At 45.5% G+C, this 22,613-nt stretch carries 23 protein-coding genes; 13 read left to right on the forward strand and 10 right to left on the reverse strand.

Annotated elements, in window-relative coordinates; translation table 11 throughout:
• Nucleotides 1–150 precede the first annotated feature (150 nt).
• From FRZ59_RS15365 to FRZ59_RS15375, 3 genes are all read left to right on the forward strand, one after another.
• Nucleotides 151–873: a DUF3800 domain-containing protein gene (locus tag FRZ59_RS15365; protein ID WP_132130704.1), complete on the forward strand. Its 723-nt coding sequence runs from the start codon at nt 151–153 to the stop codon at nt 871–873.
• Between the two features lie 267 nt (nt 874–1,140).
• Nucleotides 1,141–1,812 (forward strand): DNA alkylation repair protein, encoded by a 672-nt coding sequence (locus FRZ59_RS15370; RefSeq protein ID WP_132130705.1) that lies wholly within the window; start codon nt 1,141–1,143, stop codon nt 1,810–1,812.
• 190 nt (nt 1,813–2,002) lie between these two features.
• The gene (locus FRZ59_RS15375) at nt 2,003–2,866 is read left to right on the forward strand and encodes an AraC family transcriptional regulator (RefSeq protein ID WP_132130706.1); all 864 of its coding nucleotides are present in this window, start codon (nt 2,003–2,005) and stop codon (nt 2,864–2,866) included.
• Nucleotides 2,867–2,892: 26 nt separating this feature from the next.
• Here FRZ59_RS15375 and FRZ59_RS15380 read toward each other — a convergent pair whose 3' ends face one another.
• Together FRZ59_RS15380 and bla are read right to left on the reverse strand one after the other, a co-directional pair.
• Nucleotides 2,893–4,293 (reverse strand): serine hydrolase, encoded by a 1,401-nt coding sequence (locus FRZ59_RS15380; protein ID WP_132130707.1) that lies wholly within the window; start codon nt 4,291–4,293, stop codon nt 2,893–2,895.
• Nucleotides 4,294–4,421: 128 nt separating this feature from the next.
• A complete protein-coding gene (bla, locus tag FRZ59_RS15385) occupies nt 4,422–5,330 on the reverse strand; it encodes a class A beta-lactamase (RefSeq protein WP_132130708.1) in 909 nt (302 codons plus the stop codon).
• A 97-nt stretch (nt 5,331–5,427) separates the two neighbouring features.
• Here bla and FRZ59_RS15390 point away from each other — a divergent pair, with 97 nt between their 5' ends.
• The 4 genes from FRZ59_RS15390 to FRZ59_RS15405 all read left to right on the forward strand — a co-directional run bounded on the left by FRZ59_RS15390 (nt 5,428) and on the right by FRZ59_RS15405 (nt 8,703).
• Entirely contained in the window at nt 5,428–6,756 is a 1,329-nt protein-coding gene (locus FRZ59_RS15390; RefSeq protein ID WP_132130709.1) for a MutS-related protein, read from the forward strand.
• Between the two features lie 99 nt (nt 6,757–6,855).
• Nucleotides 6,856–7,221: a GntR family transcriptional regulator gene (locus FRZ59_RS15395; RefSeq protein WP_132130710.1), complete on the forward strand. Its 366-nt coding sequence runs from the start codon at nt 6,856–6,858 to the stop codon at nt 7,219–7,221.
• Nucleotide 7,222: 1 nt separating this feature from the next.
• Nucleotides 7,223–8,158 (forward strand): slipin family protein, encoded by a 936-nt coding sequence (locus FRZ59_RS15400; RefSeq protein ID WP_132130711.1) that lies wholly within the window; start codon nt 7,223–7,225, stop codon nt 8,156–8,158.
• A complete protein-coding gene (locus FRZ59_RS15405; protein ID WP_132130712.1) occupies nt 8,155–8,703 on the forward strand; it encodes a hypothetical protein in 549 nt (182 codons plus the stop codon). Before FRZ59_RS15400 ends, FRZ59_RS15405 begins: the two co-directional genes overlap by 4 nt.
• A 31-nt stretch (nt 8,704–8,734) precedes the next feature.
• Here FRZ59_RS15405 and FRZ59_RS15410 read toward each other — a convergent pair whose 3' ends face one another.
• The 3 genes from FRZ59_RS15410 to FRZ59_RS15420 form a co-directional block, all read right to left on the reverse strand.
• Entirely contained in the window at nt 8,735–9,079 is a 345-nt protein-coding gene (locus FRZ59_RS15410; RefSeq protein ID WP_132130713.1) for a hypothetical protein, read from the reverse strand.
• 62 nt (nt 9,080–9,141) lie between these two features.
• Nucleotides 9,142–9,708, reverse strand: coding sequence for a YiiX family permuted papain-like enzyme (locus tag FRZ59_RS15415; RefSeq protein ID WP_207910365.1), 567 nt, complete (start codon nt 9,706–9,708; stop codon nt 9,142–9,144).
• Between the two features lie 117 nt (nt 9,709–9,825).
• Complete coding sequence (locus FRZ59_RS15420) at nt 9,826–10,215, reverse strand: VOC family protein (protein ID WP_132130714.1); 390 nt, start codon at nt 10,213–10,215, stop codon at nt 9,826–9,828.
• 162 nt (nt 10,216–10,377) lie between these two features.
• Between FRZ59_RS15420 and FRZ59_RS15425 the strand changes: the two genes are divergently transcribed.
• The 3 genes from FRZ59_RS15425 to FRZ59_RS15435 all read left to right on the forward strand — a co-directional run bounded on the left by FRZ59_RS15425 (nt 10,378) and on the right by FRZ59_RS15435 (nt 15,110).
• Entirely contained in the window at nt 10,378–12,000 is a 1,623-nt protein-coding gene (locus FRZ59_RS15425) for a serine hydrolase domain-containing protein (RefSeq protein ID WP_158640651.1), read from the forward strand.
• Nucleotides 12,001–12,157: 157 nt separating this feature from the next.
• Nucleotides 12,158–13,144, forward strand: a complete 987-nt coding sequence (locus FRZ59_RS15430; RefSeq protein WP_147698366.1) for a glycoside hydrolase family 43 protein — start codon at nt 12,158–12,160, stop codon at nt 13,142–13,144.
• 349 nt (nt 13,145–13,493) lie between these two features.
• On the forward strand, nt 13,494–15,110 hold the full coding sequence (locus tag FRZ59_RS15435; protein WP_158640601.1) for an IS1634 family transposase: 1,617 nt from the start codon (nt 13,494–13,496) through the stop codon (nt 15,108–15,110).
• A 293-nt stretch (nt 15,111–15,403) separates the two neighbouring features.
• Here FRZ59_RS15435 and FRZ59_RS15445 read toward each other — a convergent pair whose 3' ends face one another.
• The 5 genes from FRZ59_RS15445 to FRZ59_RS15465 all read right to left on the reverse strand — a co-directional run bounded on the left by FRZ59_RS15445 (nt 15,404) and on the right by FRZ59_RS15465 (nt 18,367).
• Nucleotides 15,404–16,063: a DUF6596 domain-containing protein gene (locus FRZ59_RS15445; protein ID WP_349290848.1), complete on the reverse strand. Its 660-nt coding sequence runs from the start codon at nt 16,061–16,063 to the stop codon at nt 15,404–15,406.
• Between the two features lie 184 nt (nt 16,064–16,247).
• On the reverse strand, nt 16,248–17,114 hold the full coding sequence (locus tag FRZ59_RS15450) for an IS3 family transposase (RefSeq protein WP_147698298.1): 867 nt from the start codon (nt 17,112–17,114) through the stop codon (nt 16,248–16,250).
• Nucleotides 17,111–17,386 (reverse strand): transposase, encoded by a 276-nt coding sequence (locus tag FRZ59_RS15455; protein ID WP_132130832.1) that lies wholly within the window; start codon nt 17,384–17,386, stop codon nt 17,111–17,113. The genes FRZ59_RS15450 and FRZ59_RS15455 overlap by 4 nt, the downstream gene beginning before the upstream one ends.
• A 29-nt stretch (nt 17,387–17,415) precedes the next feature.
• A complete protein-coding gene (locus FRZ59_RS15460; RefSeq protein WP_132130805.1) occupies nt 17,416–18,030 on the reverse strand; it encodes a sigma-70 family RNA polymerase sigma factor in 615 nt (204 codons plus the stop codon).
• Entirely contained in the window at nt 18,023–18,367 is a 345-nt protein-coding gene (locus FRZ59_RS15465) for a YciI family protein (RefSeq protein WP_132130806.1), read from the reverse strand. Before FRZ59_RS15465 ends, FRZ59_RS15460 begins: the two co-directional genes overlap by 8 nt.
• A gap of 335 nt (nt 18,368–18,702) precedes the next feature.
• On the opposite strand from FRZ59_RS15465, the gene FRZ59_RS15470 reads away from it, so the two are divergent.
• From FRZ59_RS15470 to FRZ59_RS15480, 3 genes are all read left to right on the forward strand, one after another.
• Entirely contained in the window at nt 18,703–20,862 is a 2,160-nt protein-coding gene (locus FRZ59_RS15470; protein WP_132130807.1) for an ABC transporter permease, read from the forward strand.
• Between the two features lie 182 nt (nt 20,863–21,044).
• The gene (gene istA, locus FRZ59_RS15475; RefSeq protein WP_147698367.1) at nt 21,045–22,202 is read left to right on the forward strand and encodes an IS21 family transposase; all 1,158 of its coding nucleotides are present in this window, start codon (nt 21,045–21,047) and stop codon (nt 22,200–22,202) included.
• On the forward strand, nt 22,199–22,600 hold the full coding sequence (locus FRZ59_RS15480) for a hypothetical protein (protein ID WP_147698368.1): 402 nt from the start codon (nt 22,199–22,201) through the stop codon (nt 22,598–22,600). Before istA ends, FRZ59_RS15480 begins: the two co-directional genes overlap by 4 nt.
• Nucleotides 22,601–22,613: the final 13 nt, after the last annotated feature.

Below are 22,613 nucleotides of genomic sequence, written 5' to 3' on the forward strand. Positions count from 1 at the left end.
CTAAAAAAGCATCGAAAATTCAGGCAGACAAAATGCTTTTTCTTATATTTACCGCTGCATCACACTTAGCTATCTATTAGTACTTATCCTTACAATTGATCTGTTACCTGAGTATTTACTGTACTAGGAGCTAGTATTTGAACATCCATTGTGACTGAAATAAAAGACAAACCAAGCAAAAAATATTTTTTCATCGACGAAAGCGGCGATCCTTTATTTTATGGACACCGCAAAAAATTGTTAATAAGCACTGAGGGATTCCAACCTTACCTGATTATTGGTATGATCGAAACAAGCAACCGGAAAGCACTCAGAAAAGCTGTGGTTGATTTCATGGAGAATATCAAGACAGACGTCATGTACAACTCAATTCCTTCCGTCATAGATAAAAGAGGCTGGTATGTACATGCGCGCGGAGATCATCCAGAAATCAGGGCAAAATTCTTTGAATTACTCCGCAGTCTGGATGGATTTAAAGCCCACTTGGTTATCGCCAAAAAAGAGCTGACTATTTTCAATCGCAAATACAACAACAATTCAACTGAGTTTTACTTTGATGTACTTCATCATTTGCTAAATGGAAAATTGAACAGCATGCATTGTCACCACTGGTTATATCTATCTCAGCGCGGAAACAACAATCTTCGTCATTTCGAAAAGGCAGTCAATAAAGCGTTGGAGGCGGGAAAAGCTAAAAACACAAATTCCTGCACTTATCAACTTGAGCTTGTACCCAGTAACGAAATGCCCGAACTCAGTATTATAGATTACATGATATGGGCAGTACAACGCAAACTACTAAAGGGAGAAAGTCGCTATTACGACGCTCTTAAACACAAGTACGAAGAAATTATTGATTTATATAGTAAATAGCCACAAAAAGCTAAAAAGTCTTAAAGCCCCCGTGCCAGTACTGGCAACACCCATCATGAGATGAGATATGCAGACTCAAAACTTTTTAGCTTTACAAAAGTAATAGTTTTCTTTCAATTTTACAACGATTTACTAACTGATTTAGCTAACCTGGTTTCGACATTCTTTTCCGGAACTTACAGTTGCCACATCGATAAAGAAATAACTGGTCAAAATCACTTTGACTATTGTTAATTTTTACGGAAATTACGTTAATTAACAATTGTCATGACGGTAAAAGAAGTACTTGCACAACTTAAACTGCTTGCCAACAAAAAGATGAAAGCTCACAATATCAAAAAAGGAGCTTCCGATAACCAATTCGGGGTTAAAATGGGAGATATCAGGGCTTTAGCCAACAAAATAAAGGCAGATCATGAATTAGGGCTGGCGCTGTGGCAAACCGGGAATATTGATGCCCGGCTGCTGGCAATGCTGATCATGAAACCAAAAGCATTATCAGCCGCAGACCTGGACAACATGGTAAAGTCGATAGATTTCGCGCAGGTAGCGGATTGGTTCAATTCCTATATTCTGAAAGAACATCCGGAAAAAGAAACGTTTCGGGAAGAATGGATGTATTCCGGCAACAAATGGGCCGCCCGGTCCGGATGGAGCCTGACAGCCGGCAGAATGGCCAGGGATGCCGAAGGCGTTGATCCTGGTAAAATTCTGGACCGCATCGAATCCGAAATGGCTAATGTGGCGCCTGAAGTACAATGGACAATGAATACTACATTAGCGCAAATTGGCATAAACTTTCCCCCGCACCGGAAGCGGGCCATTGGTATCGGCGAGAAGCTGGGCATTTACCGGGATTATCCCGTTTCAAAAGGATGCACATCTCCCTTTGCACCTGTCTGGATAAACGCAATAGTAAGCCGGCAGGAGAAACCATGAAATGTGGCTGATGGCCCTGCATTTGTATGCCGAACAGCGAGCCGCTGCCCGGTAACTATTTCCTGTTCCCCGGTTAACCGGCAAACCCTCCGGAATATTTTCCCGGGATTCCGTTCGATATTTTCTGTCTTTAAAAGTCGAGCATCAAAAAAACCGCTGCCGTAACTTTACAGAACTAAAGGAGAAGATAATGTTACGCGAATTGAATCATGTGATCGATTATATTGAAGATCATTTAACCGATGATCTGTCCCCCGGACTGGTTGCTGAATACGCCGGAGTACCCGATTATTACCTTGGAAGAATATTTTTCTTTCTATCAGGGATGACGCTTAGCGAATATATCAAAAACAGAAGGTTGTCCGAAGCGAGTAAGGATCTGCTAGCCGGCGAAAGAGTGACAGATATTGCCTTTAAATATGGTTATCAGTCAATGGACGGATTTACCCGTGCATTTAAAAAGTGGAGCGGATTCTTACCCTCAGATGTTAACAAAAAAGGGATAAATAAATCTTTCCCCAAATTTTCATTCATTATCACCGTTAAAGGAGGAAATACCATGGAATTTAGAATCGAAAACAAACCAGCGTTTAATTTCGCCGGAGTAAGTAAACGCGTTCCAATGCAATTCGAAGGCGTTAACAATGAGATCCTGGAGCTTGCAAAAAGCATAACGGACGACCAAAAAGAAGAAATGCATGCGCTTCAAAACACAGAACCCTATGAAATTGTCAACGTTTCTTATGATGCTGACGCTGATTTCTTAAAAGAAGAAGGGGATTTGACGCACTTAATCGGTGTTTTAACAACAGAAAAACAGGTGAGTGAACGATTAACAAAAGTGCCTGTCGAAGCCTGCTCCTGGGCCGTATTCCCAAATGAAGGCCCTTTTCCGTCTACGTTACAAACTACCATGGCGAAAATATACTCAGAATGGCTCCCTTCTTCCGATTACGAAGTCATCAACGCCCTTACTTTTTCCTTTACAAAAATGGACCAGCAAAAAACAGGTTACGCTTACAGCGAAGTGTGGATCCCTGTTCGGATGAAATAAAAATCGGACGAAACGCTGATGTAAGGTCACTTTATTTTCTTCCATTGGAAATCCTGTCCTTTCTCATGAACCACCAGCTGCAGGTCTTTTTCTTCAGGATCGGCGGCGAACCTAAAAGTAACGTTGAATTCCTCCAGGAAGAATACATTTTCTGATTGGGCAAGCAGGGGGAGCCTGGGGATCGATTGGGGAGAGTTGCCTTCTGCAAACAGTTGCCGGCCGCTTAGTGTAATGAACACCTTGGCTTTGCCATCCAGTGTATAGGTGCCGGTATACGATTTCAGAATCTTTTCGGGTACCTCCACTATTTCTCTGCTTGTCCATAGGTCATAACGCTTGTTAAACATTATGGCCGAAAGACCGGTATTGATCTGATGCAGGCTTTGCCCGTAGTCGCCAAAATTATTGAACAGCATAATGGTTACATCCTCTTCAGGAAAATACATCAGGTTCGACATAAATCCGAATCCCCCGCCGCTGTGGGTGACGTACCTGTGACCGAACAATGTATCGATCCACCAGCCATAGCCGTACCGGTCGCGGTAGGGCGTAAAGGCTTGTTCCCATGATTCCTTTGAGATAAGCTCCTGGTGGGCTACTGCCCTGGCCCATTTATACATATCATTGGTCGTACTGTAGATACTTCCGGCAGCGTAACTTACAGTGGAATCCCAGGGGTTCGACGGCCGCTGCTCCTCAGCAGTTAAGCGGTCGTAGCCACGGGCCTTAACCTCTTCGGGCAAATGAATAAAATCGAAGCCTGAACGGTTCATTCCCAGCGGTTCAAAAATTCGCTCTCTTACCACCTGCTCGTACGGTTTCCCTGTCACCTTTTCAACGATCATCCCCAGGAGGAAAAAGCCCGAATTATTATAACTGAATTGCTTTCCGGGCTTGAATTCCAGGCGCTTGTTGTAGAAAATGTCCAGTATCCGTTGTTTGGGCACGGGGTAGCAGATGATGGCTGAATCTTCCTTCCCAATATCATTGGTGTAGTTATAAATGCCGGAAGTATGGGAAAGCAGGTGCCGCAGCGTTATTTGACCACCTTTTGGAAAATCAGGAAAATATTTGCTCAGCGGGTCCTTCACCGATAATTTCCCTTCTTCCTGAAGACTCAATATAACCGTGGAGGTAAAGGATTTAGTAATAGAAAGGATCGGAAAGACAGTACTGGTATCGTTAGGAGCCTTACTCGCAGCATCCTGCCAGCCATATCCTTTGTTCAAAAGAATCTTTCCGCGCCGGGCCACCAGCGCCGCCCCGTTAAAACGGTACTGCCCCGCAGCCGATAGCAAGTATTCATCGAGTTTCTGAGAAAGGGAGGCCGCAGTATCCTGTCGTGGCTGTGCGAGCAATGACGCACTCGCCAACGTGAATAAACCCGCCAGCAGTATCCGAGCTGTAAATGTTAAGGGATATTGCATACTTTTTTCCGCAAAAGTCCTCCTTTCTGCGTGTTTTCCTACTCAAATCCGGATTTGCGCATTACTTTACCACCGACACAGCTATTACCTGAGGGGTTACATCGCAGATTTCTTTGTGTGAGGAAACCTTATTCTGATTCAGCATACTGATCAAACACAGCCCGGGCAATTTTTGCTATTGTTGCTTCCCGGTCTTTTTGAACGGCATGAGAATCAGCTAAAAAAATTGTTATAGCGACATGGTTGCCATTTGGAAGGGTTATGATCCCTGCATCGTTTGTCGCCCGGGTTAGCCCGTCAATAGTACCGGCTGTCCCGGTTTTATGAACTACCGGCGTGCCTGGCGGCAGCAGCCCCTTTATTCTCCTGTTAAACCAGACTCCTGAGGGTGACAGATGTTCCATAAGCAATGCCGTGCTTTCTTCGGAAAGAGGTTTGTCCTGATAGAAGATCCTGAACAGTTCTGTCATTGCCTTAGGCGTGGACCAGTTTCTATACTGGATCAGGTCATTGGCCACCTGGATCTGTTCGGTTGTAGCAATAGCCATGTTCTTTATTCCTAACCTGCGAACGTACCTTTGCGCCTTTTTCGTGCCTCCCAACAGCCGAAGCAGCACATCGCATGCCGTACCATCACTTTCCGCCGTATTGTAATGGAGAAGCTGTCTTACGGTAAGACTCGTGCCGCCCGGAAACTTATCCCGCAGGGGGCTATGCCCGTTCTCAGGAATGTATTCCGTTGTATCAATGCGAACCTGCTGGTCCAAAGTAAGTTCTCCCCTATCCACCTTTTCCAGTACGGCCATGGCTATGGGAAATTTATATACACTTTGCATGGGATAACGCTCCCCGCCATTGTACGAAACGGCCTCTCCGGTTTCCAGCACCAGCGCGCAGACGCCGACGCGGCCATTTACTTCTTTGGCGATATGACTGATCTGGCTTTCAAGGGTAGCTTGTCCGGCGGAAGGAACGGCTTGTAAAAGCAAAGCCAAACTGATTACGATGCTGAATAAAATTCTGGTACGTTGCTTCATCTTTTTTTTCGTTGTGTGTTTCTGAATATGAATATCCGCATTTTACGGAAATTTATGTATTTTGTATTCAATTTAAACGTTCCGTAAAATTTTTTAGGTGAATGATTTTCTAATTGACAAGCAAACGCTTACTGATTTACAACTGCTAAATGGTCCGGATACGGATCGGAGTATATTATCCTTGTTCAACTTCACGGCTACCATCGCTGGCAAAGCACTTTTAAGAGATTTCTTCGATTCACCTTCAGTCGACATCTTTCAGCTACAGAAAAGAAGTGAAAACATACAGTTCTTTGCCGGGAATCCGGTTAAGTTATCACTGGATGAACAATCCCTGGATTTTATTGAATTCTATATACGGAGCTTGGTTAAGCCAATGCGGTTCAGCCTTTTTCATACCTGCAGGAACGGCTTGAAAAATTACTTCTCCCCAAAACAGGACTATTATACCAAGAAAAAAGGGGCCCTGGATCTGTACGACATTTTAGAACAGGCCAGTGATTTCTGCAAACTGAGCAAAAAAGACAATGAGATAATTACCGAACTTAAACTTCTTACCGATACGGTATTGAAGGACCTTAAACTGAAAAAACAGCATTCTTACCGAATCTTCAGGGAAACGATACTCATTGATATATGCGATTTCGCGTTCAGAAATACGCACCTGGAACCGATCAAGCGCATACTCCATATTATTTACGAGATTGACGTCTATCAATCCATTGCGCAAGCCGCATCAGCTATGAACCTATCTTTTCCAACCTACATTACAAGCGGTAAACAACGTATAGAACTGGAGGGATTATTCCATCCCCTGCTCGCTAACCCTGTAAGCAATGATGTTTATTTCGACGCAGATAAAAATGTATGCCTTCTGACCGGCGCTAACATGGCCGGGAAATCTACCCTGATAAAATCTGTCGCTATCGCTTTCTATTTGGCACATATTGGCTTTCCGGTTCCCGCCCGTCAAATGCGGACCCATGTATTTGACGGACTATTGACGAGTATCAATTTATCTGATGATCTGTCCCGCGGTTACAGTCATTTTTATAGTGAAGTACTAAGGGTGAAGTGGGTCCTGGAGGAAATCATGGAAAAAAAGCGGTTACTGGTGATATTCGATGAACTATTCCGCGGCACCAATGTAAAAGATGCTTCTGAATCCTCCACCTTGATTATCCAAAAACTTTCCGGAGCGGTTAATTCCTTTTTTATAATTTCAACACACTTGACCGAGGCAGCCATTCACCTGAAAGATCACCCTAATATTAATTTCCTGCACTTCCAAAGTTCCTTCATTGACAACACACCGTCTTTTAACTATAAACTGCTGGAAGGAATAACAGATGAAAGGTTGGGATGGTGGATATTGAAAAGAGAAGGCATAAATGATTTGCTGGACAGTTTGAGCAATGCACAGTAAGTCGCTAGCTTGCCCTGAGCGTTAAGCAAAAAAATTTTGAATTGAGGAAAAACATAGTATATTTGTACTATACATATATTACAATATTATACTATTATAATGATTGATTTCCAATTAGATCCTAAAACCGGCACCCCTTTTTACCGGCAAATCATCGATCAGATCAGATTTGGTATTGCTGCCGGAAAGTTGAAAGCCGGAGAGCAGTTGCCAACCGTCCGGTCCCTGGCGGTGGATCTGAAAATCAACCTGAATACCGTGGCGAAAGCCTACAGGGAGCTGGAAATTCAACGTGTTTTAGAAACCCAGCAAGGATCCGGGACATTCATTAGCGAAATAAGGATCCAGCTTTCAGATAAAGAGAAGGGCGACAAATTAAAGGAGATCTGCAATGAATTCACATCCATCGCCTTCAGCTATGGATTTACAATAGATGATATTATTGACCAACTTAAAAATCCATAAAATGAAAACATACAAAAGTGTAAAAAAAGGCTTCAATCCCATTTCGACAACGGTACTTATTGTGTTATTAGGCATTTCAGCCGGGTTATACTATTTAGCGTTTATAAATGTCACCCTGCTGGTTACCTTTTTAATAATCTCCTTTTTTGTTGCCTTTTCCATACAAATAGCCGATCAATGGGAAAAAGCGGTCGTCTTAAGAATGGGCAAATACACGGGCCTTCGCGGGCCGGGAATATTCTTTATCATTCCTATTATTGATAAGATCGATAATTACATTGACCAGCGGGTCCGGGTTACCGACTTTGTAGCGGAACAAACACTGACTAAAGATACTGTTCCTGTAAATGTGGATGCAGTAGTGTACTGGACCGTTTGGGATGTTCAAAAAGCGGCCCTGGAAGTGCAGGAATACGAAACAGCCGTTTCCTATATTGCCCAGACAGGGCTGAGGGATGTAATAGGAAAACACGAACTGGCCGACCTGCTGCAGGAAAGGGATAAGGTGGCGGAAGTCCTTCAAAAAATGCTGGACGACAATACCAGCCCCTGGGGCATTACTTGTCAGAACGTGGGAATAAAAGACATTGTCATTCCACAAACACTGGCCGACGCAATGAGCAAGGAAGCCCAGGCGGAACGGGAACGCCGCGCAAGGGTCATCCTCGGGACCGCCGAAACCGAGATCGCCGAAAAATTCGCGAAAGCCAGCGAACAGTACCGGGACAATCCCGTGGCACTGCATCTGAGAGGCATGAATATGTTATTTGAAGGCTTGAAAGAAAAAGGATCGATGGTCATTGTCCCAAGTTCCGCCCTGGATTCCATGAACCTGGGCGCGATGGGCGGTTTGGCTTCCTTATCCAAAACAAACGAGCCGAAACACGAACCGACGCCGGCGGCCAAACCGGATAAGACCGATAAGCCGGCTTTATGATACCACTAAGCACGACGAACTATTACCTCGAACGGGTTTCCGAAGATTTCTTTTGGAAGGAATTAAACAAAATAACTGCCGGACAGTCACTAAATCCACAATTCGGGTACAACAGGTCCTTATATAAGAAATCTGACAGAACTTTTGTGGGAAGAAAAGCCGGCAACCAATTTTCGATCTTTTTATATGGAGCTTTAAACCGCTTCTTTCGCTCGGCAATCCTATGTAAAGGTATCGTTTCAGCTCAGGGCCGCGGAATAATGATTCGTTGCAGCTTTGAATATCCGCTTTGGAGCTTCCTCTCATTCCTGATCCTGGCTTTGAGTGTTTATATAGGGTTGGATATTATTCCATTTGTTAAAGAGCCGCTGACTATCAATAAACCGCTGGCCGGGGTCATCGGAATAGCATTATACTGTTTAGTCGTTGTCTATAACCTTTCAAGAATTAAGCGTGAATTGACCAGGCAACTGGAATTGATGGAGGAAAAGGTCATGAGAAACAAAAACGCCGAGGCACTGACCGCTGGCTCTGTCAGCACCTGATCGGGAAAGGGATTTTCGTCACTTCTTAGTGTTAGCAGCCAATCACCCTCAATAACAAGCCGCCCGCCAGGACCGAAAGAGAAATCAGAAAAGAGTAGGCTCCGTATTTCCTTCTTTTATCCCAACGTTTAAAAAGCAATGTTGCGAGACAAAAAACTAAGGATGCAAAATAAACAACAGCGATCAGACTATTTATGATGTCTAAAACCTGATGGATTGTTGGTCCGTCAATACATGCATAGGCCTCTGCTTTGTAAAATCCCCTCCTAACGCTGTTTCTAATTGCAGCAATCCCTCCGTAGGGAGCAAGAAAAAAGAACAGTAACTGCAGCAAGCTGGCGAAGACGGCAAAATTATAAAAGTACTTACCGAGCATTCTTTCTCAATTTTTCACTACCAGGATCAGCTTTTCCGATTCATATATGCTTTGGGGGGAAATCACCTGTTCATCCAATGGGATATTATTACCATACCGTTCCACCAGCTTTTAGCCACGACCGGGTCGGTCAGGTCAAAGCTCCGTAACGGCTGTAGTTCGCCTATTTCAATTCCTGCAGCCTGTTTGTAAATTTTCCATACCAACTCTGAACAGTAGATCCTTTCATCCGACCATTCGAAATACACGTCATAATTTTTCCCTGAAAACTCCTCTCCCACAGCTTGCATTCTTTTCAACACCGGTTTTGTCAGGACTCTATCAGCATCTTTCAACCGCTTTACAACATAGTGCTTTTTTTCACCCCGGTTAATCCATTCTCTCAACGGTGTAAGTTTTACCGGCTGAACGGCTTCATGTACAAAATACTCACTATCCCGGAAATAAATAATTCCCATATGGCTGTACTTTGAACCCGTTGCCAACTGGATGGCTTTGCTCTGAGAAGACGTCGAAGTTTGAAAAATTATGTCGCCATTTTTCAAACCTTCATCCATTCCCGTGGCGACAACACAGCCATTTAAAAATAGGGCACTCAGTACAAGGGCTTTAAAAGCGTGTTTTATCATTGACGACATGGTTCCCTGCTAATCTAAACATTTCCGGCCTGAAAAACATTGCCATTTATTAATGAGACAATGCGGTCTTAAAGGCCGGCATCGCGAATAACAAGAACTTTAAACGCCCTACATATAAAACACATTGAACTTATGGCCATCCGGGTCAGTAAAAACAAATCCATAATACCCTTCGCCAAACGCTTCCGGTTTTGAAACAACTTTTCCGCCGGCTTCTTTTACCTCTTTGGCCCAAGTGTCCACCTGATCCTTCGTCTCAGCAGAAAGCGTAAAAACAACCTCGTTTGCCTGATGTGAATCGGATATTTCACTATTAAGGTTGGCTTTTAGTACATCCCGTAAAAAGAAGTGCATGACGAAATTGTTTTTACCGAAAAGGAAGCTCGTCAGCTCTCCATTGGGTTCGCAGTTGGCTTTAAATCCCAGGGCAGTATAAAATTTAGTGGTCCGCTCCAGATCGCTTACTCCTAAATTTGCCCAAATCATTTGTGGTGTCATAATGTAAAAGATTAAGTATTTATTACAAAAGTACTTTGATTATATTGATCCCAAACCGGTAAAAACGACAATTCAAGGGGGCGATTGCGGCAACTTATGCTTTTTTGCCATTTTCCGGAAACATATGTAGATTTGTTATCCCGGTTCGGACAAGCCAGTGCCATGCGAAGATCACTTCCGATTATCTTAATACTTTCCTGCGTGATGGCTGCCGGCTATTACCTGGTTTCCAGTAATCACTTTTCTTCCGAAACCGATGAAAAAGAAGCGCCTTCTGCTGTACGTTTGAGTGGGAAGCATTCATTTGAGAAGGACATAGACGATTATGCCCGGCTTCTGCGGCTTCCGTCTTTAGCGATTGGAGTGGCCCGTGGAGACAGCCTCGTTTTTTTCAAGGGGGCCGGCACGCCTAATTCCCTGTGCAAAGAATCTCTTACGCCAGATCATATTTTTCCTATAGCGTCGATTACCAAATCGTTTACGGCCGTTGCACTCAAACAAATGGAAGGAGAAGGAAAATTATCCTTAAAGGATCCTGTTTCCATGTATCCCAACGAATATTTCACCGAGGAACGTTGGGATCCGCAAACCACACTCGCCCAGATTATCAGCCATACGTCCGAAAGCGATCCACCGGGGACGCAGTTCGTTTATAATGGCGGTAAGTTCAACATCGTTTTCAATGTGTTTTCCGCCCTCAGTAAAACGCGGGTTCCGGGCGACCTGACTCGGCCTTTCACCGATGAAATACAAAGCCGGATACTGACGCCGCTAAAGATGGATCATACCCTGCTGCGGTTTGCCGGAAAGGAACACGGGCATTTGAAAAAATGGGTAGCACAGACCTACCGGCTGGATGATTCCGCCGGTAAATTCGTGCCCGCCGAGGTTGAACCGGACAACCTGCAAAGCGGGCCGGGTTATGGAATGATGAGTTCAGTAAATGACCTGGTGACCTATTCATCAGCGCTTAGTCAGCATCACTTATTGACCGCTGCGCAATACGAACAAATCACACTGCCCTTTTACCCGGGGAGCCCTTACGGAATGGGGTGGTTCACCAGCGAGTTCGAAGGCACGAAGATCCACTGGGTCTACGGGTATGGTGATAACGATGCCTCGCTCCTGCTGCGGGTGCCCGCATACGACCTTACACTGATCATGCTTGCGCCCTGCGCCCTTCCTTCGGCTTCTATCCGACTCGGATACGGGAACCCTTTTAACTCCTTGCTGGTTTGTTCTTTCTTCAAAAATTTTGTCCAGGCAACATCAACCGGCTCCAGGCTTCATATTGAAGAGAAGTTCGCAAAAGCCGCGACTTTATCGTTTTTACCCGCTTCATTCCATCCTGATGCATCAGCGGCTGACAGCCTCCTGCGCAGGCTGATGGGCGATTTTCCATCCGACACCATCTGGCAAACGCCGGCAGCCTTTGAAGTGGTAGCTTCATCGGAAGACCGCGACATTTTGAAATTCGGATTAAAGATGGCGGAGAAATATTTGCGGCAGGACAAGCTTCACCCGGTAATTGCATGGTACGCGGGGCTTATCTGTCAGAAAAACGGGGAACAGGAAAAAGCCATAGCCTGTTTCGAACCGCTTGGCTGGGGTGATCAATACCGGGAGCAGCCCTATAAATTCAATGCCATGATGGAACTCGCCAAACGCCACATGTATCTCGCCCCCCGTCATGCCCGGGAAATCCTTAAAGACCTGATGCGCTTCAAAGAATACATCAACGTCAATGACCAGCAGTACCGGGATGCTGAAGAAATGCTCAAATGACCAGGTTTAGAAAATGAATGTATACGGGATGCCCGCCTATAGCCAAAATAAAACTATTTTAGTATTATCGCATCGTAATTTTAAGGTTTAAGAAATACGGGTTGGTGCCTGCTATGTGGGACGTACCTGCCACCGATTCCAGGCGAGGGTTTTAAAGATGAAATTCACTATTTTCTGTTCTCTTATTATTATCAGCGCGATGCAGCTGACAGCGCAACGCAAGCAAGAAATATTCTTTGCAGACCCGACGATATATGTAAATGGCGATAAATACTATCTTACCGGGACGAAAGGAACCCGGGAAGGGCCTGCCGGGTTTGCCGTTTTGGAATCCAAAGATCTGAAAACCTGGGCTCCGCCTGCCGCGGCAGACGATTCAGTGTACATGATCCTGACCAGGGGAGATCAAACCTATGGTACCCGGGGTTTCTGGGCGCCGCAGATTTTCCAGGCAAATGACACGTATTACCTGACTTATACAGCCGATGAGCATACGGTTCTGGCCAGCTCGGCATCGGTACTCGGGCCATACCGGCAGGACGAAGTGGCTCCTATCGACATTACAGAGAAAAACATCGACTCATTCGTTTTCAAAGATGACGATGGAAAGTATTACCTCTATCATGTCCGGTTTAACGAAGGTAATTATCTGTGGGTTGCCGAGTTCGACCTAAAAAAAGGAAAAATTAAGCCTGAAACATTGAAAAAATGCTTTGATCAAACGGAACCATGGGAAGCCACGCCTGCATACAAGTCGGTACCCATCATGGAAGGGCCAACTGTCATCAGGTTAAAGGACAAGTACTACTTATTTTATTCAGCCAACCACTTCGAAAACATAGATTATTCCGTAGGCTACGCGGTTTCCGATTCTCCTTTCGGCCCCTGGATAAAGCAAAAAGACAGTCCCATTCTTCATCGTTCCATTGTTGGTGAAAATGGCTCCGGACACGGCGATTTCTTTGAAGGACTGGATGGTGAATTGTATTATGTGTATCATGTTCATTTTAACGAACAGCGCGTTGGGCCAAGAAGAACGCGAATAGTACCCGTAACAAAACAATGGGATTCAAACACCGGCCTCTATAAATTCAGGGTAAAACCCAATAAGGTTATTATACCTACCAGGGCTACATTGCGTTAATTATTACCTTACCGCCTGTTTTTTCAGTTGTGAAATCCTCTTTACCAGCGTTTGTTTTTCGGCTTTGGACTTCGTTAGCTGAATAGCTTGTTGGTAGTATGCTACTGCTTTCGCAATATCCGTTTCTGAATATAAATAAGCTAACAATTGGTAATAGTAATTATTGGTTAGCAGTTTCAGTTTTTCGGCTTCGAATATGGCCTTTTTCTTGAGTTTGACACGCACTTTCAAAAAAACACTATAAATCGGCCAATGACAGACGTATTGGGGGTTTGTCGGAAAAAAGTGTAGAGAGCCGATGTCAGCGGAGGCCCTTTACAATCAATTGCAGGGTGCTTATTTTTGTGTAATGGCTTTTTTGAAAGTAGAGCGCAAACCATCGGGCACCTATTTACGCATTCTGGAAAGCTACCGGAATGCCGAAGGCAAGCCGACCAGCCGGGTGCTGTATTCGTTGGGGAAAGCCGAAGATTATACCCCGGGGCAGCTTCGCAGAATGGGTATTCAGCTTTACGAACTGGGCGGAGGTGAAGTGAAAGCGCTTTTAACCGGTCAGATCGAAGAGCTTGCCCGTTACAATTACGGATTTGCCCAGGTTTATAAGCGGGTGTTTTCCCACTACGGGCTGGATATTCTTTTACGGCGGATCGCCCGCAAACAAAAGCTGGAGTTCGACCTGAGGAATGCCGTGCTATTGATGCTGCTGGAGCGGCTGCAGGAACCCTCGAGCAAACGAAGCAACTGGTTGAACCAGCAGGAGTACGCCGGGGTTGATCCGGTATCGCTGCATCATTTGTACAGGGCGCTGGATCGCCTGGCCGAGAACGAGCGTTTGATCCAGGAGCGGATCTTTCAGACCGGACGGGACATGTTCAGCCAGCGGCTGGACGTTGTATTTTACGACGTGACCACGCTTTATTTTGAGAGCGAGGTCGAGCAGGAAGGAGCGCTGCGTCAAAAGGGGTTCAGCAAGGACGGAAAAATAGGCCGCACACAAATCCTGTTCTGCCTGATGATCGATAAAGAGAAGAACCCGATCGGTTATCGCATCTTTAAGGGAGACACCTTCGAAGGGCACACCTTCGGGCAAGCGCTTTGCGATCTGAAAGCGCATTATCAGATCGACAAGGTCATCGTGGTGGCCGACCGGGGCATGCTCTCGAGAAAGAATATTGACCTGACCACCGAGAACGGCTTTGAGTTCATCGTGGGAGAACGGTTAAAAGCACTTCCCCGCAGCGTGCAATCAGCCTTGCTCGATCATTCGGCCTTTCAGCACGAATGGGTGTACTCCGATCACACCGGCGAGGAAATCAAACTCCGGTATAAGATGATCTCTCATGAGGGTCGAAAAATTATCGCCACCTGGTCGGCCAAGCGGGCCGCAAAAGACAAATCCGATCGGGAAGAACGGCTCCAGACTGCCCAAAAACTGCTGCAACATCCTTCGCTGATCGACAAAAAAGCAGGACGTTTCTTTCTGCAGAAGCAGGGCGGCGGGTCCTACGCGCTGGATCAGGAGAAAATCGCCCGATCAGAAAGATACGACGGGCTGCTGGCCATCAGCACCAACAATACCACCCTGAGCGTCCCGGCCGTGTTGGAACAATACAAACAGCTTTACAAAATCGAACATTCGTTCCGGACCTTTAAAAGCCACCTGGAAACCCGTCCGATGTTCCACTGGACCGACAAACGGATCCAGGGACATATCTGTCTTTGCTACATCGCCTTTACCCTGCAGAATTATGTTCTGCAGAAAATCAACCAATCCCAGGTGAAGCTCACCGAAAACGAGCTGCGCAAAACCCTGGAAAGAATGCAAGTGAGTTTGCTGCAACACAATCAGGAGCAAGTCTGCATTCGTTCCAAGCCCCAGGGGAAAGAAGCCGTTCTGCAGCAAAAACTGGGATTGAAACAACTCCCGCCCATTCTTCCCCAAACGCAGCTAGCTAATTACCTATAAATCCTCATTTGTAGAGAGCCAATCAGAGAACCCACTACTGAGTATCAGTTAGTTAAGTCCCAATCGTGTCAAACTCAAGTGAAAATGGCTCCGGACACGGCGATTTCTTTGAAGGACTGGATGGTGAATTGTATTATGTGTATCATGTTCATTTTAACGAACAGCGCGTTGGGCCAAGAAGAACGCGAATAGTACCCGTAACAAAACAATGGGATTCAAACACCGGCCTCTATAAATTCAGGGTAAAACCCAATAAGGTTATTATACCTACCAGGGCTACATTGCGTTAATTATTACCTTACCGCCTGTTTTTTCAGTTGTGAAATCCTCTTTACCAGCGTTTGTTTTTCGGCTTTGGACTTCGTTAGCTGAATAGCTTGTTGGTAGTATGCTACTGCTTTCGCAATATCCGTTTCTGAATATAAATAAGCTAACAATTGGTAATAGTAATTATTGGTTAGCAGTTTCAGTTTTTCGGCTTCGAATATGGCCTTTTTATTCCCATAAACCTTGGAAAAAGCAAACATTCTGTTCAATGCGGTGACCGGGGAATATTCGATAAGTACCAATTGATTATATAGTTGCAGAATATGCTGCCACTTACTTTCGCCCGTTGGAGCGGTGTGCCAATAAGCAATGCCAGCTTCCAAATGGTATTTTGTAACTTCGTTTCCGTTTGTAGCTTTTACCAAGTAATAATTTCCTTTGTGAATAAGTGATTTATCCCACAAACTTCTATCCTGTTCATCAAACAAAATAGTTTCGCCTTTATGGTCCGTTCTTGCTTCCAACCGCGAGCTTTGAAAACACATTAAGGCAAGTAAAGCATTTGTCTGCGGCAGGTCTGTCAACGGATTTTCAGTTAATAGTAATGTGAGTCGTACAGCCTCGGAACAAAGGTCTTTTCTAATTTGATGATTATGTGTTTTAGAAAAATAACCTTCATTAAACAGTAAATACTATAATTCCCCCCGATGTTTAGACAGTATTTTGTAAAAATAAATAAGCTTCTTTGTTGTAGTTGTGGTGTGGGCTTGTGGTAAACTCAGTTGAGTTTTCCACAAATCCACGCCCTTTTTCTCTTTGCTTCTTTCTCTTTTTAATTTCCACCTTCTTGCTGTTGATAACCCTACCGGACTATGCCACTTGTTTTAGTGCTTGCCCGTAGACGGTCAACGGGACTTGGTCATCCAGGCTCTGATGTCGTCTCTGGGTATTATAATACTCAAAATAGACCTGTAGGCCTCGGTAGCATTCCAGTCCGTCGCTGGCCGGGAACAGGTATACGTGTTCGTACTTGACACTTCTCCACAGGCGTTCTATGAAAATATTGTCAATTGCCCGGCCTTTACCGTCCATACTGAGTTTGATTCCCCGTTCAGGATGGGTAACCCAATCACAGAACTCATAAGCGGTGAACTGGCTTCCCTGATCAGTATTGAGAATCTCCGGACAACCATGCCGGGCGATGGCTCCTTGTAGGGTCTGTTTACACCAATCCGCGCTCATGGCGTTGCTCAGCGACCAGCCTACCACATAGCGACTGTACAGATCAATAATGGCACATAGATACAGGTAGCCGCCCTGCACCGGAATATAGGTGATGTCCATGGCCCACGCCTGATTAGGGCGCACAATTTTGAGCCCCTTCAACAGGTATTTGTATACCCTATGTAAGGCCCCTTTTCCTTTTTTGGAGGTATTGGGCTTAGGGCCTGTGGCCGAGAGTCCCATCAGCCGGTAAAGTCGCTCAATGCGTTTAGGATTGATCTTATAGCCTTTGTCCTTCCTTAGCCAGGTGGTCATGCGAGGAACCCCAAGCCAGGGATGTAACAGGTATTCTTCATCAATCAGGCGCATAAGCTCCAGATTCAGCTCGCTTTCTCCCAAGGGCTTATAATAAAAACTGCTGCGAGGAACCTCAAGAAGCTCGCACTGACGGACAATACTCAACATTCCGGCCTTGTCAATATGTCGCTGACGTTGCTGTTTATCCTGGCTCATGACAAGGCTTTTTTTAAAAAATCAATCTCGACCTTTTGCTGGCCGATCACCTTCAAATAATGCTCTTCCTTCTCCTGGGCCTCGCTTTTGGCATCCTTTACTGGTTTGTCAAAAACGGCGCTGGCATTTTTCAAAAACTGAGTCTTCCAGGTAGTGATCTGCGTGGGATGGATCTCGTACTTGCGACCAAGCTCCTGAATCGTGTAACGCTCGCTCAAGGCCTCCATGACCACCTTGACTTTAAACTCCGAAGTAAACTTTCTCCTACTCATGATACAGTAAATTTAATCAAAATTCTAACTTAACTTACTGTCCGATTTTCGGGGGGAATTATATACAAAGTTCTTAAAACGGTGTCTGATCTGGAGTTGATTTCCGTTTCGCTTAAGTTTTTAAGTTGAAAATTATCCTTCCGGAGATTGGCTTTCGCTCTCTGCAATCTCTTTTTAATGGTTTCAGGTTTTGCCAAAAAAGCATCTGTAATTTCTTCAGTGCTAAAACCGCAAAGTATTTGAAGCGCCAAACAAATCTGGGCTTCGGGTGAATTTGCAGGGCTACAAACTGCGAAAATCATTGCTAACTGGCTGTCTGAAATATTTTGATCATTAAACTCAAAATATTCTATCGTTTCGTTCGGCCCTATGGCTTCCTTAATTTGCGTGTCATAAAGAACAATTCGTTTAAGATAATCTTTGGCTTTGTTTCTGGCAACTGCATAAAGCCAGGCAGCAGGATTTGCCGGTACTCCCTTAGTTGTCCAATGTTCGACCGCTTTTAAAAAAGTTTCGCTCGTAATGTCTTCGGCAATTTCAATATGCTTTAAACCAAAATGACGGCATAAAACAGCCGTCATTTTAGGATATTCCTGTTGGAATAAGTGTGGTAAAAGCCCGTTATTTGATTTTCTATTAATCACGTTTTAAAACTTCACGAACTTCAATACTTCCACCTACCTGATCAAAAATCGGACTTGCTTTTGCCATTTCTGTCGCTTCCTCAATGGTCTCAGCTTTTACTACAATGTAACCGCTAATAAATTCTTTAATCTCGGTAAATGGCCCATCCGTTACCACGTTGTTTGGCCTTACGGTTTTTGCACTTTCTGTAAGCGGTAAGAGCGTATTGCCTTTATCGGCCAACCTGTTTTGAGCGGCAATACTTCCTAACCAATCCATTCGTTCGCGCATTTGCTCGGGCGATGCCTGGAAGTCCGAAATGTCTTTCAATCTGAAAATTAATGCAAATTCTTTCATGTTTAAAATTTTAATGTTCGTACTAATGACGATTGACATTCTTAAACGGGGACAAAGTTCGTTGATTTTTTTCTCTTTGTCTGTTTTTCCTCGTAGGCAAAGCTCACAAAGGCGAATTTCCCATGGAATAGGCTGGCCGAAGCTGTCATTGTACTTTTCTATAGCGCCAGCTTTACTGCCTCGCCGCAATACCGTCCGGAATAGAACGGTGTCCGGAATAGAACAGGACGTGTCCGGAATCGGACAAAGTGCCGGGACAATGCGCCTTTAAGGCCATTTTGAAAGGGTTGCGGATATGGCAGCCTTCTTGTGGAGACAGCAGGAAACCGGCGCCCATGCTAAAAAATTATTTCAAGATCGCGTTCAGGAACCTTGCAGGAAACAAGTTGTTTAGCGGCCTGAATATTCTCGGGTTAGCCACAGGCATGACCTGCAGCATGTTCATTTTTTTATGGGTGAAGAACGAATTGAGCTTCGATAAGTTCCATGCAAACGCGGATAAAATATACCGTGTGACCGCTGAATTATCTGATGATGTTAAAGCAGCGGTAGTTCCGCCTCCGCTGGCAACAGCTATTAAAACTGAAATACCTGCCATTAAGGACGCTACAAGGCTGATCCCTTTGAAGGAAATGATCACCGCAGGCACCAAAAAGTTTGAAGAAAAAAACATCTACTTTGCAGACACCAACTTTCTGAAAATATTCAGCTATCCTTTACTGGAGGGCAATGCGCTCACCGCGCTTTCTTCACCTGACGCAGTAGTATTGACCGAAGCAACCGCCAGAAGATACTTTAACAGTGCCCAGGCTGCGGTCGGGAAAACGATCTTTATAGACAATGATATAACAGGAACTCACCTGCGGGTAACGGGAGTTCTCAAAAACATCCCTTCCAGCTCGCATTTGCAATTTGACCTCTTATTATCAACGAAGTTATATGAAAGAATGGGTAACGCAAAAGTCTGGGATAATTATGCGGCCTATGTTTATTTTCAGCTCGCCGGCAATTTCAAGATTACGCCCGCTTCCATTAATGCAATTGAGAAACAAATTAATGCGGTTAAAAATAGAAATGATCAATCGGACACCAGGTCCTCACTGTCGGTACAGGCGCTTACCGATATTCACCTCCGTTCTGATTTCATGCTCGATGTGGAGGGCCAGGGCAGCATCAGGCATGTAACGATCTTTTCCCTGGTGGCTATCTTTATCTTACTTATCGCCTGTATCAACTTCGTAAACTTATCCACGGCGTTTTCCTCGCAAAGGGCAAAAGAAGTGGGGCTCCGTAAAACTGTTGGCGCACAGCGCGGCCAGCTTATCTTCCAGTTTATGGGCGAGGCCCTCCTGCTCGCTTTTACTTCGCTTGCCCTGGCAATTGCTCTGACAGCTTTACTGATCCCATTCTTTAATGAGCTTGCATCAACATCAATTTCATTCAATTTGTTCAGCATGAAAATGGTGGGAGCCCTGTTTGGAATGGCTGCCATCGTGGGCTTGTTATCCGGTAGTTATCCCGCTTTCGTTTTATCATCTTTCAACCTGCAAAAAATACTGAAAGGCTCACAGGCTTCCCCTGCCGGGAAAAGATCTTTCAGAAATGGACTGATCGTACTGCAGTTTGTTATATCGGTTATCTTAATGATCAGCACACTGGTTGTCTATCAACAGCTGCAATTCATAAAAAACAGGGATATCGGCTTCGATAAAAATAACCTGCTCTATGTGAAAATGCCGGAGGTAGGCGACCTGAAAGACAATAAAGATGCATTGAAAGCTATGCTGGACCAATATCCGGGCATCAGCGAATACACCATTACCGACCATTTGCCCACGTACCTGACCGCAGGAGGGCGCTTATCATGGCCAGGCGCGGACCCGCAAAAACAAGTGATCGGCTTCCGCTTGCGGACCGATGAGAACTTTATAAAAACGTTCGGCATGCGCCTGGCCGCCGGCCGCTTCTTTTCCGGGGATTTTAAGGGAGACGACAGCAGTTATGTAGTAAACGAAACAGCCACAAAAATAATGGGCATCGCTCCTTCAGAAGCCATTGGGAAAAAAATTACGATGGGCGGCAGAGAAGGGGAAATCATAGGTGTAGTGAACGACTTTAACTTTCAACCGGTGCGCCAATTGGTAGAACCACTGGTAATAAGAAATAATTTTTCCGGCGGATACCTGGTCATGCGTACATCTCCGGGCAATATTCAGCACATCATCGAACAACTAAAGGAAATTTTCGTCAACATTTACGACGATTACCCTTTCTCCTACGGGTTCGTCAATGAAGATTTATCCAAATTATACGCCACCGAACGTCAGATGGGAAAATTATTCAATGCCTTTTCCGTTTTATCAATCATTATTTCTTCCCTGGGGCTTTTTGGCCTGACCACCTACACGATCCAGAAGCGCACAAAGGAGATTGGCGTGCGCAAAGTTTTAGGCGCTTCGGTTTCGAGCGTAATTACCTTACTGTCCAAAGTGTGATCGGAAAATAACAATGTACAGTTTTCGGAAAACAACGATGTACAGGAATCGGAAAATAGCAATGCACAGTTTTCCGGATTTCGGAAAATAAGGATGCACGATTTTTTCAGCGGGGAGCGCGCTCCCCGCTGAAAAGTTGCCAGTTTCGCGGCAGTTTTAACTAATACTTAACTGCTGCAAAGATGGACAAAAAGACCATTCATCACTGGATCATGTATCACGAAATTCAAAAAAGACACACCTCGGGAGAGAGTTATTCTAAGATCGCCGCTGATTTAGGCCTTGACCGCCGGACGGTGAGACGCTATACGCAAATGAACGAGGAAGCCTTCGAGGTTTTCCTGCTGGGACAGACAGAGCGCAGGAAGCTGCTGGCCCCTTACGAAGAGTTTGTAAGAGAACGTCTGACAACCCTTCCCTCAGCCAGCACCGCTCAGGTACACGATTGGCTGAAAGAGCATCACGCCGATTTTCCATCCACCATAGGTCCCCGCACGGTGTACAACTTCGTGATGTGGGTACGGGGAAAGCACCGGATTCCTTGTGAAGAAAAAGTCCGGGAGTACTTTCCGGTGGAAGAACTGCCCTACGGGTTTCAGGCACAGGTGGATTTCGGACAATGCGTACTGCGACAGGCTGGGGGCGGGCGACAGAAGGTCTATTTTCTGGCGTTGGTACTATCGCGAAGCCGGATGAAATACCTGTATTTCCTGGATCGTGCCTTTACCACCGAGGAAGCCATCGATGCCCATGAGGCCGCTTTTGCCTACCTGGGAGGGATGCCCATGGAGATCGTTTACGATCAGGACAGGTTGTTCCTGGTGGATGAACGGCTGGGCGATCTGCTGTTGACCCAAGGCTTTAAGCAGTATGTTTTTGAACAACAGTTCGGGCTTTACTTCTGTCGCAAAGCGGATCCTCAGAGCAAGGGTAAGGTAGAGAACGTGGTAGGTTACGTGAAAAAGAACTTTCTGTATGGCAGGGTGTATCATGACCTTCCCACCCTGCAGATCCAGGGAATCGCCTGGCTGGAGCGCACCGGGAATGCCTTGACTCACGGAACCACCGGGAAGATCCCGGCAGAGGAATGGGAAATTGAAAAACAGCATCTGAAATCCTGGGCCCCGGTCAGTCTGCTGAGCGATTGGGTGATGGGTACGGTGCGCAAAAACAATACGTTCAATTTCAGGGGGAATGTCTATTCAGTGCCTCAGGGGACTTACCGGGGAAAAAATAGTTACCTCAAGCTCCGCATCGGCGAAGGAGACGCCTTACTGGTCTACACCACTGCGGAGGAACTATTGTGCCGCCATCAGATCCCCCAGGTAACGGGAATGTGATCATCAATACCGATCATAAGCGGGATAAGTCGGCCAAAATCACCGAATTGATCACCCAGATAGCCGCTTTGTTTGACCAGCCGGAAGCGGCCACGGGCTTCCTGGAACGTATCCGGCGGGACAAACCCCGCTACGTGCGGGATCATTTGCTGGTGATTCGCGAGCTGGCCGCCACGGGCAATACCGGAGCCTTACAGGATGCCCTTTCGGAATGCCAGGAAAAGCAACTCTTTTGTGCCATGGCTTTTAAAGCCTTGTTTAACGCGTGCAGCCAGCGAAACCAGGTGTGTTCCCCTGGAAATAAAATCAAACTGCTGGATCCCGCCAGTCTCACAAAAGCGGAAATCCTCCCCGCCAAAAGTGACGTCAACTTTTACGAACGCTTCTTTGAAAACTAACGAGAATCCTTAA

Source organism: Anseongella ginsenosidimutans (assembly GCF_008033235.1).
Taxonomy (GTDB): Bacteria; Bacteroidota; Bacteroidia; order Sphingobacteriales; family Sphingobacteriaceae; genus Anseongella; species Anseongella ginsenosidimutans.